This is a genomic window from Vibrio sp. 1F169 (assembly GCF_041439605.1).
GTDB lineage: Bacteria > Pseudomonadota > Gammaproteobacteria > Enterobacterales > Vibrionaceae > Vibrio > Vibrio tasmaniensis_A.
On record NZ_JBGOOI010000021.1, the window covers coordinates 1 to 15,218 of the forward strand.

Consider the following 15,218-nt stretch of genomic DNA (forward strand, 5'->3'; position numbering starts at 1 on the left):
CAGCTGACGCTGTTGGCTTAGTAGAAAAACTGTCAACGTATTTTAGGACGAGACAATGAGTAAAGTTTGTTTGATGACTAAAGAAGAATAGGTTTACCCGTATTGCTCAATGAGTCCATTGGCGAGCACAAGGGCAATAGCGAACATCATGGTTGCTACCGCGATATCGATGCCTTTCTTAACTTTGGGTTTCGATAGCGTTGGGCCTAGCTTTGCAGCGCCTAATGACAAAGAGTAAAACCACACGAATGAAGCTAAGATAGTCCCCATAGCAAAAGCTATTCTATCGTTGCCTTCAAACTGCCCGCCTATGGATCCAAGAATCACTACAGTATCTAAATAAAGATGCGGGTTTAATACGGTTACTGCCAATGCACCTAAAACAACGGTGCGCTTGCCACGAGCCAATATCTCTCCCTTTGATTCGTCACTGGTGCCCGTTCTGAACGCACTGCGCAGTGACAATAAACCATAAACGGTTAGGAATGCGATACCACCCAATGTCACAGAGGTAAGCAGCAATTCATTTTTAGACAGAATTGCTCCGCCACCAAAAATACCCAATGAGATAAACAGGGTATCGAGCAGGCTACAAATCGTTGCAGTCGTTAAATGATGATTGCGTTTTATGCCTTGATTTAGGACGTACGCATTTTGTGCGCCTATCGGGATTATCATACTTGCCCCTAGACCAAAACCTTGTAATAAAACCCAAAAACTCATTTTAACCTCCACTTAATTAACGATATTTACGTGCTATGTGGCGAAGATACTCCGACCCTTTAAATAAGTATAATTAATGATTTTAATCTATTATTAGAGTTGCTAATGTGGTGTTGGGTTAGCTTAAAAAGGAAGCAAATTGATGCGTGGATTGGATTATAAATGGATTGAAGCACTGGATGCCGTTGTGAAACAACGTAGCTTTGAGAGAGCCGCTGAGCAGTTATACATCTCCCAATCAGCGGTGTCCCAACGTATCAAGCAGCTAGAAAAGTGGTTAGCCCAGCCTGCGCTGGTGAGAGAAAACCCACCAAGACCTACACCAGCAGGAAAAAAGCTGTTGGGTTTGTATCGTCGTGTTCGCTTGTTAGAGCACGAGCTTGTGCCTGAGTTAATGAATGAAGAGGGTACTCAACCACTATCGATATCCATAGCCACCAACGCTGATAGTTTGGCGACATGGTTGTTACCTGCACTGTCGGATGTGATGAAGTCTCGTCAAGTCGAGTTGAACCTCGCGATTCATGGTGAGTCTAGAACCATTGAAAAAATTAAAAGCGGTGAGGTTGCCGGTGCGATCAGTTTGGAACCTCAAGCGATTCCTGGGTGCAGTGCAGACTACCTCGGTAGGATGGATTATGTGTGTGTGGCGAGCCCTGATTTTCATCAGCGTTACTTTTCAGAGGGCGTAAACTACGCCACCTTAAGCAAAGCGCCTGCGGTTTCTTATGATCAATACGATGATCTGCATAAGAAGTTTCTGCATGACCATTTTAACGTACCGAGAGACAGTGTGATCAATCATACGGTCGGCAGTTCAGAAGCATTTGTGCGCTTGGCATTATCGGGTGTTGCCTATTGCTTGATTCCTCGATTGCAGATTATCGAGGAACTAGAGTCTGGTGCTCTGATTGATATTACCCCTGGCTTTCTGCTGTCTTATCGCATCTATTGGCACCATTGGCAGCTTGAGAGCGGGGTGCTAAAAGAGGTATCCCAAGCGATATTAAGTTTTGCTCACAATCATTTACCTCAGTAAGTTGTTGGTTTTTTCAGCGTCAAAGTTCTGTTAGATGTGCACAATCAGGATTGGCTAAACGATAAATTACTCTATGATGGAAGGACATTTGTTTAGCATAGGTCTACCTAATGAAGTTTGTACCAAAGATGTTAGCAACGTCTCTTACTCTTACTGCTGCGTTGAGTGCTGTGAGCTTTCCATCACTGGCTGACTCTCCATCCTTTCCGCATATTTCAACAACAGGTTATGGTGAAGTCATCGCGACACCAGATATGGCGACATTCTCAGTGAGAGTGGTAGAGTCAACGATGACGGCTGAACAGGCTAAAAGTACTGTTGATAAAGTGGTAACGGGCTTTCTAAATAAGCTGCACCAAGCCGGCGTAGATGAGGCGAGCGTACACAGCTCTAATCTGTACCTATCTCCTCAGTACCATTATCCAAAAGATGGCAAACCAGAATTGGTTGGCTACCGCGCTTCACGTAATGTGAGCGTTCAAGTGAATGAACTCGCTAATCTCAATGAGTACATGGATATTGCAATAGGACAGGGTATTAACCAGATCGATAACATCCAGCTGCAAGTTCGTGACCAAGCTAAGTATCAAGAGCAAGCACGCTTAGAAGCAATCAAAGATGCGACATCAAAAGCTAAATCATTAGCGAGTGGTTTTGAGCGTGAGCTAGGTGATGTTTGGCGTGTTGATTACAACGCACAATCTTCTCAGCCTGTGCTAATGCGTTCAATGGCGATGGATGCAAGAACAGAATCGAACTCTTATGAAGACTCAACGATCACCATTCGTGATCGTGTCAACGTGATCTACCAATTAGAAGAGTAGTGAACGCACCTTAAGAAGGTTTTGGATCATCATGATCTTTTTACCTACGATAGGCCAAATACTAGAAAGGCTCTCATGATGAGAGCCTTTTTTATGCATTTTTAGTGCGATGATTAGTGAAGAAGACGAGCACGGATTGTGCCTTCGATCTCTTTCAGTTTAAGCAGTGCTTCTTCAGAGCGATCGGCTTCTACATCGATAACAACATAACCCATATCCGCTGCAGTCTGTAGGTACTGACCCGCGATGTTGATCCCTTCTTCTGCGAAGATGGTGTTGATCTGAGTTAGGATACCTGGGCGGTTTTCGTGAATGTGTAGCAAGCGAGATGTGCCCGTATGCAATGGCAGTGATACCTCTGGGAAGTTAACACTTGATAGCGTAGAGCCGTTATCAGAGTATTTCGCTAGTTTTCCTGCCACTTCAACTCCGATGTTCTCTTGTGCTTCTTGAGTTGAACCACCCACGTGAGGCGTTAGAATCACGTTATCGAACTGCATTAATGGAGACTCAAACGGGTCTGCATTGGTTTTTGGTTCTGTTGGGAAAACATCAATAGCCGCACCAGAAAGGTGACCAGAATCCAGAGCGCCACACAGAGCAGGGATGTCAACTACCGTGCCACGAGCTGCATTGATAAAGATAGAGCCAGGCTTCATGCGCTCGAACTCTTCTTTACCCATCATGTCTTTAGTTTCATTGGTTTCAGGTACGTGTAAAGAGATCACGTCACACTTATTCAGCAACTCGGTCATAGTATGAACTTGAGTGGCATTACCTAGAGACAGCTTGTTTTCGATATCGTAAAAGTAAACACGCATACCAAGGTTTTCAGCAATAATACCCAGCTGAGTACCGATGTGACCGTAGCCAATAATACCTAAACGCTTACCACGAGCTTCGTAAGAGTTGTCTGCACTCTTTTTCCAGATACCACGGTGAGCAAGAGCATTCTTCTCTGGAATACCGCGAAGCAGTAATAGAACCTGACCTAGAACGAGTTCAGCAACACTTCGAGTGTTGGAGAACGGTGCATTGAAAACAGGGATACCGCGCTTTGCTGCTGCTTGAAGGTTGACTTGGTTAGTACCAATACAGAAACAACCGACTGCAACCAGCTTTTCAGCCGCATCAATAACTTCTTGGGAGATGTTGGTGCGAGAACGGATACCAATGAAGTGAGCATCTTTAACTGCTTCAAGAAGTTCATCTTCAGGTAGTGAGCCTTTGTGGTACTCAATGTTTGTGTAACCAGCGGCTTGCAGTACTTCTACAGAAGAAGGGTGAAGACCTTCTAGAAGTAGAATTTTTATTTTTTCTTTTTCCAGTGAAACTTTGGCCATTGTTCTCGTCCTTAAAATGGAAAGGTTGGGCAAATGCGGCGCACGTGCTACAAAATGGCTGAAAGGGGAACAAATTCACCACTTTGTTAGGAGACAAACGTTTTCCCTGTGCGTCTTCTGAACAATAAAGTAACAAAAAAAAAATGTTTTGGGTAAGAAAATTACGGAATAAGACATAATTTTACAGCAATAAAGCAAAAAAAACGGCGCCCTAGGGCACCGTCTGTAATGAAGTAACAGAAAAACTCAATCTTCTATTATTTATTCTTCGATTTTTGCGCCTTCAGGCGTGCCAGTGATAACTACATCAGCACCACGGTGAGCGAACAGACCAACCGTTACCACACCAGCGATACCATTGATGATATCTTCTAGCTGTTTTGGGTTTTCGATCGCCATGCCGTACACATCTAGGATCACGTTGCCGTTATCGGTTGTGCAGCCTTCGCGGTAAACTGGGTCACCACCAAGTTTTACTAATTCACGAGCAACGTATGAGCGTGCCATTGGGATAACTTCAACAGGCAGTGGGAATTTACCCAACACATCAACTGCTTTGGTACCATCAACGATACAAATAAACTTATCAGAGATAGCTGCTACGATTTTTTCACGAGTCAAAGCAGCGCCGCCGCCTTTGATCATATCGCGAGAACCGTTAATCTCGTCAGCGCCATCAACATAGATGTCTAGCTTGAATACGTCGTTGCATTCGAATACTTTGATTTCTAGCGCTTCTAGTTTTTCAGTAGAGGCTACAGAGCTTGAAACCGCACCCTTGATTTTGTCTTTCATTGTGCCAAGTGCGTCGATGAAGTGATTTACTGTTGAGCCAGTACCTACACCTACAATGCTGCCTTCTTCAACATATTGAAGTGCTGCCCAGCCCGCTGCTTTTTTCATTTCATCTTGAGTCATGCCATTCTCCTGAATAAGGTCTTGCGCTTTGAATTAATCGTTTGCGTAATGATGAAGTTAACGTTTAGATATTGGGGTAACTTTTGGATATCGAGGTTAACGTTTGCGGCGCGATTATAGCGCTTTAATGGTTGTTTTCCCATTGCCAAGTTTTACTCGGAGTCACGATTTTAGGTAACGGAATGTCCCATTCTTCAATTGGCAGTGTATCGACATGCTGGCAATCATGAGCCAAACCAATTGGCGTTGCGCCTTCACCCGTCTCGAACCATCGAGCCAAGGTGCGATCGTAATATCCGCCGCCCATGCCTAAGCGATGCCCTTGAGAGTCAAAGCCTACAAGGGGAGTCAGAATGAGATCGAGTTGCTGACAAGGTTTAACCAGCATTTGATTGAGCTGAGGTTCGACAATGCCGTACTTATTCAAAACAGTGGGTGTGGTTGGAGAGTAATGTAGAAACAGCAGATGTCCGGTAGAGAAGGGGTGTAATACTGGTAAATAAGTTTGCTTGCCTTGCGCCCATAACCATTCAATTAAAGGCTGGGTATCGAGTTCGCCATCAATCGAAATATAGAGGGCGATATGTTGAGCTGACTGAATCTCATCAAGCTGAGAGCACTGCTTAACTAAGTCTATACCGGATTGAGTTTGTTGGTCGCCAGATAAGGCATTGCGTTTGATACGGATCTGTTTGCGAAATTCGCTGCGTGTGAGCGTCTTCATAAGAAGGGATACCCCAAAGTGCCGTTGAGAATAGATGGCCCTTGAACCAGCGAGTTCAAGGCGGATCAGCAATGATTACCGTAGGCTTCTCGGCGGACCGAGCATGCTCAATAGCACTCAAGTACTAACCCTTAGGGATTGCTTATCGGCTCGGGGACGTGAATCCTCTGACAAACACTCCAGGGTAAATTTTGTGTACGCTATTGCTGTCCGTGCTTAACTTTACTGAGGACATCTGAAAGTGATGTCGTGAGCTGTTCCATTCGCTCGGTCAGTGCGTTTTGTTCATCATTTGCTTCAAACTTCTTGGTTTGTAATTCATAGCAAATGTTCAGAGCTGCGATCGTTAGCAGCTTCACTTCATTGGTTACCTTAGTACGTTCAGCCATCTCTTTCAATCGATTATCAAGATCGGCCGCCGCTGCAATCAATGACTCTTCTTGCCCTGGGGGACAATTCACTCGAGTCAGTTTTCCTAATATTTCAACGTCTACCGCTTGATTACTCATGATGGATGAACTCTTTAACGCACTATTTAAGGCTGTTGCTCTTTATCATTTTTTGAGAAAGAAAAAGTGCAAGTACCGATGAGGAAGCAATCTCCTCTGAGGGAGAAACTATAGGTAAACCGCTATTAAGATTCAAGCTTTTCAGAGTGACTGTTTGTAAATGAGAGCTTGAGCACACAGTAATTCAGCAAATTGAACAATTGGTAGTCAGTCATCCTTCAATTGCTCAGGATCGACGCTTACCAGAATTGGGGTGAAGTGGTACGATTATACTATCGATATAAAGAATAACTGAGCGAGCTATCTGATGAGCGAAACTACTTTACCTGACTACCTAACGGTTGCGACTGAACTTCAATCGGCAAGCCTAGCCGTAAATCCTGCTGAGATGCATGGTTTATTAACGGGTATGTTGAGCGGAGGCTTAAACCTAGCAGATAAAAGCTGGCAACCACTTATCTTTGATTACACCAATGAAGGAATGGGGTGGCCAGATCGCGCATTAACGTTAGCGGAAGCGACATTAAAGGTGACGACCAGCGAAATCACAGGTTCAGGCATGGAACTGTCTATGTTGCTGCCTGATGAAGACGCAAGCGCAAGCTTGTTTGATTTGGCTGATGGTGTGTCAGATTGGATTAACCACTTTATCTCTGGTTTAGGCTTGGTTGGCGCTCAATTGAATAAAGCGTCTGACGGTACCAAAGAAGCATTAGCTGATCTTGAAGAGATGGCAAAGCTAGGCATTGACGAAGACGATGATATGGAAGAGCAAGCGCAGCTTCTAGAGCACGTTATTGAACACGTAAAAGCGTGTGCACTAACGATTCATGCTGAATTCGGTGCTCGCCCATCTGAAGATGCAGCTCCAACCATTCATTAATCCGCTTGTCGGTTTGAGGTTATAATGGCTCAGTATGATGTTGTAATTGCTGGTGGCGCAATGGCGGGGGCGACCTTAGCCCTTGCTCTGAATCACCTTAGTCAAGGTTCTCTATCGATCGCGGTAGTAGAGCCTTATCAGGTTGATCATCAAGCTCACCCAGGCTTTGATTCTCGTTCGATTGCTTTGTCTTATGGCACGGTGCAGATCCTCGATTCTTTGCAGTTGTGGCAATCTATCGCTCCCGTAGCAACCCCGATCAAAGATATTCATGTATCAGATCGAGGTCATGCTGGGATGACAGACATCTACAGTGAAGATCTTGCTGTTGATGCGCTTGGCTATGTGGTGGAGTTGGCGGATGTGGGGCGAATCTATCAGCAGAAGCTTGAATCAGAAGCTGCAATTACGATGCTTTGCCCTGAGTCTGTTAGAACCGTTGAACGTAATGAATCGTTAACGACGATTGAGCTGACAAGTGGGCAGACAGTAAGCACTAAGTTATTGGTTGCAGCTGACGGTGCTATCTCAACCTGTTGTCAGCAACTGAATATCCCATTGAGCGAACATGACTTTGAACAAGTCGCTGTGATTGCCAATATTGTTGCTAGTGAGCCCCATCAAGGTCGAGCCTTTGAGCGTTTTACTCATCATGGGCCAGTTGCTCTGTTACCGATGAGCGACAACCGTTTATCGCTAGTTTGGTGTTTGTCACCGGAACAAGCACAAAAAGTGGTGGCCTTAAACGACAACGAATTTCTTGAGCAGTTACAGAATGACTTCGGTTGGCGACTTGGCCGACTAGAGAAAGTCGGTAAGCGTGCGAGCTACCCACTGATTCTTCGCCACCGACAGCAAAATATCTCTCATCGATTTGCCATTGTTGGCAATGCTGCTCAAACACTTCACCCTATTGCGGGGCAAGGTTTTAATCTTGGCATTCGTGATGTGGCTTCCTTGGCGGAAGAATTATGTACTCAATTGGATGATGTAGGTCGTTACACAGGTCTTGTTAACTTTAGAAAGCGCAGAGAACAAGACAGAGACACGACGATTACGTTGACTTCAAGCCTAGTTCATCTGTTCTCAAACGATTTTTTGACCGCTCGTATTGGGCGAAACCTTGGGTTAGCCGTAATTGATAACCTCCCACCACTTAAAGGTCCACTTTTGCGTCATACGCTTGGCCTAGTAGAAAGATAAGGTAATAAATAATGATGCAAAGTGTTGATATCGCGATTGTTGGCGGTGGCATGGTTGGCCTAGCGCTTGCGGCTGCACTGAAAGACAGCGATCTAAGAATTGCGGTCATTGAAGGCAGAGCGCCTAACGAAGGGCTTAGCGAATTGCCTGATGTGCGTGTGTCGGCATTGAGCCGCTCGAGTGAAGTGATTCTTCGCAATCTAGGCGCATGGCAAGGTATCGAACAAAGACGTGCTGCGCCCTACCAAGCGATGGAAGTGTGGGAACAAGACAGCTTTGCTCGCATTGAGTTTGACTCAACACGCTTAGCACAGCCTAACCTAGGCCATATTGTAGAAAACCGCGTAATCCAATTAGCGCTGCTTGATCAGGTTAAGAAGCAAGATAACGTCAGCCTATACATGCCTGCAACGTGTAAAACGATGGCGATTGGTGAGAGCGAAGCATGGCTAACGTTAGACAACGGCCAAGCGCTGACAGCAAAGTTAGTTGTTGGAGCTGACGGTGCAAACTCTTGGGTTCGCAAGCAACAAGATATCCCATTAACTCATTGGGATTACGGCCACAGTGCGATTGTCGCGAACATCAAAACCTCAGAGCAGCACCATAGCGTTGCTCGTCAAATATTTACACCGCAAGGGCCGTTGGCGTTCCTGCCAATGCAACCAACGAATATGAGCTCGATAGTTTGGTCTACGGAGCCTAATCGTGCCGAGAAGCTTGTATCAATGTCGGATGCTGATTTTAATAAGCAGCTAACGGCAGAGTTCGACTCAAAGCTTGGATTATGCGAAGTGGTTGGTGACCGTTTTGCCTTCCCACTGCGCATGCGTTATGCACGTGACTTTGCTGTAGAGCGTGTCGCTTTGGTGGGTGATGCTGCTCATACTATTCACCCATTAGCAGGGCAAGGTGTGAACCTTGGTCTATTAGACGCAGCAAGCTTAGCGCAAGAGCTGTTAACGCTATGGGCTTCTGGTGAGGATATTGGCACCAAGCGCAACCTTCGTGGCTATGAGCGCTGGAGAAAAGCTGAGGCGGCGAAAATGATTGCTTCAATGCAGGGCTTTAAAGATCTGTTTGAAGGCGATAATCCGGCTAAGAAGCTGATTCGTGGTATCGGTATGAAGCTTGCTGGTCAATTACCGGGTGCGAAAGATGAGATAATGAAGCGAGCGCTGGGGTTGTCGGGCAATCTTCCGGATTTAGCTAGGCGCCCCGTAGCACACCGGTAGTCGCGTGAGATGGATTGCTGTTGATGGTCAGTAGCTAAAGTTGATAGCAATTGACGACATCAAGAACACGAAAAAAGGGTTGGCATAATGCCAACCCTTTTTGTTTTTAATTCTTTAGACTATCAGATCATGCGTACGCGCAGCGCAGTTTCATGATTTCACTATTTATTTCTTTCACGGTTTGGAAGTGACGCTTCTCTGCTCGGTCTGGTAGTACGAGTTTACCGTTATCAAACTCAAATTTACCTACGCCGTAAATGTAGATTCGTCCTTTGAAAAGTCGACTTACATGTTTAGCAATCATACTCGGTGTATAGCGCTTAAACAGTCTCATTTTTAATTATCCTTATATTTACCTAGCCTGCATATTATAGAAAAACTCCGAGATAATTATTGTGATAAGCATGGAGTAATATGCAGTAGAGTTGACGTTAATTAGATATTTGTGCTGTTCTAAGCACTTTCTTCAGTAAATATCTATTTTTACGTGAGCTCCTCCCCAAAATAGTACTGAGTAGTGAACTGCTACGAACTTTCCTGTCCGGTATTAAGCAGTGCTAATGTTACAAGTATAAGAATAGGCGGGATTTTTTTGTTTGTGTAATCAAATTGTAAATTTTGAACAAAAAAAAGCCCGTCTAAAACGGGCGAATAGTCACAGATGCATTACACAAAAGTGGATACTGATGTTACTCAGTGGATTCACTTGTACTGATTTGCTTAAAGGCTAGTCAGTAAAATCACAATAACGCAAATTCAACCTTGTGACTACTTATGCTTTTATTTTGAGTAACTATTTAAGGTGAGTGTGTTTTTCTTATGACGAAGTTCACACTAAAAATGTACTCAATGAAATATTAAAATGAAGTTTGCGAAGCATGATCTGTTCGAAACGTTCATCGACTGATGTCAGCGACGATCGGTGCACATAGTGCTATGAGATCATTGGGATCCAACGCAACGCCAGCCATTCGATCACCCGAGCTAATGGTAACGGTCGAGTTGCTCTGAATGGAAGGATCAAAAATGATCGGCATGTATCTCTTTAGAGCAATAGGCCCAACACATCCAGCTTTAAAGCCGGTGATGGCTTCAACATCAGCGAGTGATACGCAGGTCATTCGACGGCAATTCAGTACCGAGCGTACTTTCTTTGGATCGATAGAGCGATCACCAGGAGTACAGGCCAACGCATACTGGTTTCCCATATCCTTAAGCAGGATGCACTTGACCATTTGAGAGGCATTAATACCTCGTTCTTGCGCTGTCTCTTCGATGCTGGTGGTTGGCTTGCTTTGCACCAACAGGCGATAGTCCACCTGCTGTTGATCTAACCATTGTGTAATCAGTGTTTCCACGTGGCTACTCTTCGTCAAGGCTGTAAGGCAGTGGCAGAATGTTCCATATTTGCTCAGGTTGCGCAGTCAATCGAAGCTGAACATCGTCATCAAGGTTGTTTGGCAACACCATCAAACCAATCGCCTGATTATCAGCAAATTGATAGACGTTTAATAGTCGGCCTGCACCGCGCCAGTTCTCACCTACGCTGCGCTCTAGTTCAATCGTATTCTCTAGAGACAATACATCTGAACTCGTTCCTGAAACAATGCGCATTTCACGCTTGTTCATGCCACGGTATTTAGCACGAGCAACTGTTTCTTGACCTGTGTAACAGCCTTTTGAAAAGCTGATACCGCCAATCGCTTGCAGGTTGAGTGCTTGAGGGATGTGTTCGTTTTGCTCTGCTTTCGATAGGTTCGGCTGAGCATCAAGAATTTCATGATACTGCCAAAGCGCTTCTGATACTTTTTCTGCAGTGCTGCTTGATACCAAGGCTTCTGCTGCTTCTTGCGTAACAAGTAGAGCCCAACGGTTGTCAGAGACTTGAACAGCGGTGCCACCAGAGATTACACGCACTTTACCTTGGCTTTCTGAAATTGAGTCAATGTATTGATCAGCTGACGCGCCCATCACACCGATAACAACGTCAGACGTTTGCTCGATATCAACCTTAGAGAATACGGCGTATTTCTTGATTTCAACTAATTCGATTTCAATCGCAGACTTAGGCTGCATAAGAGCGTAGCCACCATTGTGGTGGAACAAACGAAAGATACTCCAAACCTTTCCTTTCGCATCACAATGCGCGCCTAACGTGGATTCATCATTAGGAAGAGTGACGACATCGCACGTTACTTGACCTTGCAGGTACGACTTTTTGTCATCGCCTATCATGGTGATTGCACTCCAGTCTGACACGTGTGTCATCATCAGATCTGGAAGCGATTCATTTTGCGTATGAGCGAGCGGCTGAAATGTGTTTTTCCAATCCATTTTATCTTTCCTAAGAATTTTATTTGGCTCTATGTTAATCCGGTTCTGTTTCTTTGTCAGCTTAGGTTTTTTTGTGAGCTTAGATAGGGACTGTGACTCACATAGTAGTTGCAGAGCGTATGACTTGTTACACTCCGAGAAAGAAAAATTATAGGTGAGGATAGCCAATGTACACTGCAGAGCAGAAAGCACGAATTAAATGGGGTTGCCGTCGTGGCATGTTGGAACTTGACGTAGTTATCATGCCATTTTTCGAAGAGTGTTTTGATTCATTGCAAGAGCAGGAGCAGCGTGAGTTTGTTTCTCTATTAGAGTGTGATGACCCAGACCTGTTTACTTGGGTAATGGGACACGGACGCAGTGAAAACCTAGGCCATGCTTCAATGGTTGATAAAATTGTCGCGCATAACCTCAGCAAGGTTCGTTAAGCTTCAGCTTAACCCTTCGTATTCCGCATTATTTGCAAAAGGCACTGTTTTTGGGTGCCTTTTGTTTTTCATCGTTTTCTCTTCTATTCCACTCGCTGTTGCCCTCTATTGTTTAGCTTTAGTGTTCAGTTTGTTTAAAGCCAATCATGTAATCTTGAATACAGCACATGGGTGCTTTGACTATAAAGAAGATGGCGAGATCCGACTCAATGAGCAAGCCTACACACTTAAGTCCGTTGATAAGATCTGGGCGCAGTTCTTCGTTAAATTGCAGTTTGAGTGCGGATATTCAGTCTTGTTGTGGCGAGATAGTTGCAATGAACGTGAATATCGACACTTCTTGGCGCATTTACAACGAGTCCGTTTGATAAACGAAAGCATTGGATAAACAAGAACCAAAGATAAAAGAAAGGGAGCGCTAGGCTCCCTGTCGTCTTTTTCCATGACCAAAAATTAAGACTGGCTTTTCTCTGGTGTCAGAATGGTTGGGCCGCTGTCTTCTGCAAGTTCAGGGTAATCCAGCGTGTAGTGTAGGCCGCGGCTCTCTTTACGTTGCATTGCACAGCGAACCATCAACTCAGCCACTTGTAGTAAGTTACGCAGTTCTAATAGGTTATTTGAAACCTTAAAGTAGCTGTAGTACTCATGAGTTTCCTGCTGCAACATCTGAATGCGGCGCATTGCACGTTCAAGGCGTTTGTCCGTTCGAACAATACCCATGTAATCCCACATGAACAGTCTTAGCTCGTGCCAGTTGTGTTGAATGATCACTTCTTCATCACTGTTGGTGACTTGGCTTTCATCCCATGCCGGAAGTTCAGCGCACAGTTGAGATTGGTCGATGTTTTCAACGATATCTTTTGCGGCTGCCCACGCGTATACCACACACTCAAGCAGTGAATTTGAAGCCATACGGTTTGCACCGTGCAAGCCGGTATAACTCACTTCGCCAATCGCATATAGGTTAGTGAGGTCAGTTTGACCTTGCTTATTGACCATGACACCACCACAAGTGTAGTGAGCAGCCGGTACGATTGGAATCGGTTCTTTGGTCATATCAATCCCCAAATCCATCAAGCGAGTATGGATCATTGGGAAATGCGTCGTGATGAATTCTTCAGGTTTGTGGCTGATATCAACATACATGCAGTCAGCACCTAAGCGCTTCATTTCAAAGTCAATCGCACGAGCAACCACATCACGTGGAGCCAATTCACCGCGCTCATCGAAGTCCTTCATAAAGCGAGACCCATCTGGGCGACGTAAATAGGCACCTTCACCACGCAATGCTTCCGTTAGTAGGAAGTTACGCGCTTCTGGGTGGAATAAGCAAGTCGGGTGGAACTGGTTGAACTCAAGGTTTGCCACACGACAACCCGCACGCCAAGCGATAGCAATACCATCACCTGAAGAGACATCTGGGTTAGAGGTGTATTGGTAAACCTTTGAAGCGCCGCCTGTTGCTAATACAACAAATTTAGCGCGCACGGTTTCAACGTGTTCTTGGTTACGGTTCCAAATATAGGCACCGATAACCTTGTCTTTCGAACCACCTATCTTATCTTCGGTGATTAAATCCAGCGCATTATGACGCTCGAAGATCTCGATATTTGGGTGATTCTTGACGTTATCTTGCAGTGACGTTTGCATCGCCATACCAGTTGCATCGGCAGCGTGCAGAATTCTGCGGTGACTGTGGCCGCCCTCACGAGTGAGGTGATATTTTGGTTGGCCTTCTGTGCTGTTCTCATCTTTATCAAATGGAACACCACCATCAATCAGCCATTGCACACACTCTTTAGCATTTTCAGCAATGAATTGAACTGTATCTTCTTCGCATAACCCAGCCCCAGCAATTTGAGTATCTTCTACATGAGACTCAATACTGTCCGATTCATCGAACACCGCCGCAATACCACCTTGTGCGTAATACGTCGATCCTTCGCTGCGTGGTCCTTTGCTTAATACAATTACTTTTGCATGTTCTGCTACGCGTAAGGCTAATGACAAGCCTGCCGCACCACTTCCTACCACTAATACATCACACTGATGTTCACGGTTTGCGTTCATAAAACTTATTAAATCCCGGGCTATAGTCGAGTTGTCCATGCTCAATTGACTTCGTCTTGTTTTAGGAGTTTGGGTAAGACTGTTATAATCTTTCCCTAGTCATCCTAAAACACGACACAAAATCAATATATAGACAGCTATCTAGAAATATTTAATTGCTCAATACCATTGCTTTTGCTCAAGTTTCCCCAAATTGATAGGGATAACTATTTTTATTACATCACATTGTGAAACAATAATGGCAAATAATTTTAGGAAAGTTGGAACTTTCGGTATTTGGCTTAGTCACAATAGTGCTCTTGTAGACGGTGGTGTCAATACTACATTTCGCATAATTAGTACCCATATCTGTGAAGGTAAGGGTTATAACAATAGGAGTACCCGCTCGAATGAACGAGCAGCTAACCGATCAAGTGTTGATTGAGCGAGTTCAGAGTGGAGATAAGCAGGCATTTAACTTATTAGTGGTTAAGTATCAAAACAAAGTTTGTAATCTTATCTCTCGATACGTGAATAATTCCGGTGATGTACCTGATGTAGCACAAGAAGCTTTTATTAAAGCTTACCGCGCGATACCTAACTTTCGTGGTGAGAGTGCTTTCTATACATGGTTGTACCGAATTGCCGTGAACACCGCTAAAAATCATATTGTTGCCCAGAGCCGCAGGCCGCCAGCAACAGATGTAGATGCAGAAGATGCAGAATATTACGAAACAGGCAGCGCGTTAAAAGAAATATCGAACCCTGAGAACTTAACGCTGTCAAACGAATTGAAACAAGTTGTTTTTGGAGCGATTGAAGCGCTACCCGAAGACTTAAAAACTGCAATGACGTTGCGTGAGCTCGAAGGTTTGAGCTACGAAGAGATTGCAGAAGTAATGGATTGCCCTGTAGGAACCGTACGTTCGCGTATTTTCCGAGCTCGTGAAGCGGTAGAAAAGAAAATTAAACCTCTTTTACAACGCTAGAACTTGTAATAATTATG

General features: G+C 44.7%; 17 protein-coding genes and 1 other RNA gene. 8 read left to right on the forward strand and 10 right to left on the reverse strand.

Annotated features, from left to right (window positions below; genetic code table 11):
* Positions 1-93 precede the first annotated feature (93 nt).
* Positions 94-723: a LysE/ArgO family amino acid transporter gene (locus tag ACED53_RS10595; protein ID WP_017100739.1), complete on the reverse strand. Its 630-nt coding sequence runs from the start codon at positions 721-723 to the stop codon at positions 94-96.
* Positions 724-865: 142 nt separating this feature from the next.
* Here ACED53_RS10595 and ACED53_RS10600 point away from each other — a divergent pair, with 142 nt between their 5' ends.
* Positions 866-1,762: a LysR family transcriptional regulator ArgP gene (locus ACED53_RS10600; protein WP_009847668.1), complete on the forward strand. Its 897-nt coding sequence runs from the start codon at positions 866-868 to the stop codon at positions 1,760-1,762.
* 110 nt (positions 1,763-1,872) lie between these two features.
* Positions 1,873-2,586 (forward strand): oxidative stress defense protein, encoded by a 714-nt coding sequence (locus ACED53_RS10605; RefSeq protein WP_017100740.1) that lies wholly within the window; start codon positions 1,873-1,875, stop codon positions 2,584-2,586.
* A gap of 113 nt (positions 2,587-2,699) precedes the next feature.
* Here the strand turns inward: ACED53_RS10605 and serA are convergent, their stop codons facing one another.
* The 5 genes from serA to zapA form a co-directional block, all read right to left on the reverse strand.
* The gene (gene serA / locus ACED53_RS10610) at positions 2,700-3,929 is read right to left on the reverse strand and encodes a phosphoglycerate dehydrogenase (RefSeq protein ID WP_017097288.1); all 1,230 of its coding nucleotides are present in this window, start codon (positions 3,927-3,929) and stop codon (positions 2,700-2,702) included.
* 261 nt (positions 3,930-4,190) lie between these two features.
* Positions 4,191-4,847, reverse strand: coding sequence for a ribose-5-phosphate isomerase RpiA (gene rpiA, locus ACED53_RS10615; RefSeq protein WP_009847664.1), 657 nt, complete (start codon positions 4,845-4,847; stop codon positions 4,191-4,193).
* 124 nt (positions 4,848-4,971) lie between these two features.
* Positions 4,972-5,571, reverse strand: coding sequence for a 5-formyltetrahydrofolate cyclo-ligase (locus ACED53_RS10620; protein ID WP_017100741.1), 600 nt, complete (start codon positions 5,569-5,571; stop codon positions 4,972-4,974).
* Positions 5,572-5,577: 6 nt separating this feature from the next.
* A non-coding RNA gene (gene ssrS, locus ACED53_RS10625) (6S RNA) lies at positions 5,578-5,760 on the reverse strand.
* Between the two features lie 11 nt (positions 5,761-5,771).
* Positions 5,772-6,080: a cell division protein ZapA gene (gene zapA, locus ACED53_RS10630; protein ID WP_004735366.1), complete on the reverse strand. Its 309-nt coding sequence runs from the start codon at positions 6,078-6,080 to the stop codon at positions 5,772-5,774.
* 307 nt (positions 6,081-6,387) lie between these two features.
* Here zapA and ACED53_RS10635 point away from each other — a divergent pair, with 307 nt between their 5' ends.
* The 3 genes from ACED53_RS10635 to ACED53_RS10645 are packed head-to-tail and all read left to right on the forward strand — an operon-like array spanning position 6,388 to position 9,401.
* Positions 6,388-6,963 carry a YecA family protein gene (locus ACED53_RS10635; RefSeq protein ID WP_004735367.1) on the forward strand — a complete coding sequence of 192 codons (576 nt, stop codon included), beginning with the start codon at positions 6,388-6,390 and terminating at the stop codon, positions 6,961-6,963.
* A 24-nt stretch (positions 6,964-6,987) separates the two neighbouring features.
* Positions 6,988-8,166 (forward strand): 2-octaprenyl-6-methoxyphenyl hydroxylase, encoded by a 1,179-nt coding sequence (gene ubiH / locus ACED53_RS10640; protein WP_017100742.1) that lies wholly within the window; start codon positions 6,988-6,990, stop codon positions 8,164-8,166.
* A gap of 11 nt (positions 8,167-8,177) precedes the next feature.
* A complete protein-coding gene (locus ACED53_RS10645; protein WP_017100743.1) occupies positions 8,178-9,401 on the forward strand; it encodes an FAD-dependent 2-octaprenylphenol hydroxylase in 1,224 nt (407 codons plus the stop codon).
* A gap of 127 nt (positions 9,402-9,528) precedes the next feature.
* Here the strand turns inward: ACED53_RS10645 and ACED53_RS10650 are convergent, their stop codons facing one another.
* The 3 genes from ACED53_RS10650 to ygfZ all read right to left on the reverse strand — a co-directional run bounded on the left by ACED53_RS10650 (position 9,529) and on the right by ygfZ (position 11,735).
* Positions 9,529-9,735, reverse strand: a complete 207-nt coding sequence (locus tag ACED53_RS10650) for a DUF1107 domain-containing protein (protein WP_009847660.1) — start codon at positions 9,733-9,735, stop codon at positions 9,529-9,531.
* A gap of 562 nt (positions 9,736-10,297) precedes the next feature.
* Positions 10,298-10,759 carry an aminoacyl-tRNA deacylase gene (locus ACED53_RS10655; RefSeq protein WP_009847659.1) on the reverse strand — a complete coding sequence of 154 codons (462 nt, stop codon included), beginning with the start codon at positions 10,757-10,759 and terminating at the stop codon, positions 10,298-10,300.
* 4 nt (positions 10,760-10,763) lie between these two features.
* Positions 10,764-11,735, reverse strand: coding sequence for a tRNA-modifying protein YgfZ (gene ygfZ / locus ACED53_RS10660; RefSeq protein ID WP_017100744.1), 972 nt, complete (start codon positions 11,733-11,735; stop codon positions 10,764-10,766).
* A 167-nt stretch (positions 11,736-11,902) separates the two neighbouring features.
* Here ygfZ and ACED53_RS10665 point away from each other — a divergent pair, with 167 nt between their 5' ends.
* Positions 11,903-12,163 (forward strand): succinate dehydrogenase assembly factor 2, encoded by a 261-nt coding sequence (locus ACED53_RS10665; RefSeq protein WP_004735374.1) that lies wholly within the window; start codon positions 11,903-11,905, stop codon positions 12,161-12,163.
* Positions 12,111-12,551 (forward strand): protein YgfX, encoded by a 441-nt coding sequence (locus ACED53_RS10670; protein ID WP_012604792.1) that lies wholly within the window; start codon positions 12,111-12,113, stop codon positions 12,549-12,551. Before ACED53_RS10665 ends, ACED53_RS10670 begins: the two co-directional genes overlap by 53 nt.
* A gap of 65 nt (positions 12,552-12,616) precedes the next feature.
* Here ACED53_RS10670 and nadB read toward each other — a convergent pair whose 3' ends face one another.
* Entirely contained in the window at positions 12,617-14,233 is a 1,617-nt protein-coding gene (gene nadB, locus ACED53_RS10675) for an L-aspartate oxidase (protein WP_009847657.1), read from the reverse strand.
* 389 nt (positions 14,234-14,622) lie between these two features.
* On the opposite strand from nadB, the gene rpoE reads away from it, so the two are divergent.
* The gene (gene rpoE, locus ACED53_RS10680; RefSeq protein WP_004735377.1) at positions 14,623-15,201 is read left to right on the forward strand and encodes an RNA polymerase sigma factor RpoE; all 579 of its coding nucleotides are present in this window, start codon (positions 14,623-14,625) and stop codon (positions 15,199-15,201) included.
* The last annotated feature ends 17 nt before the right edge of the window (positions 15,202-15,218 follow it).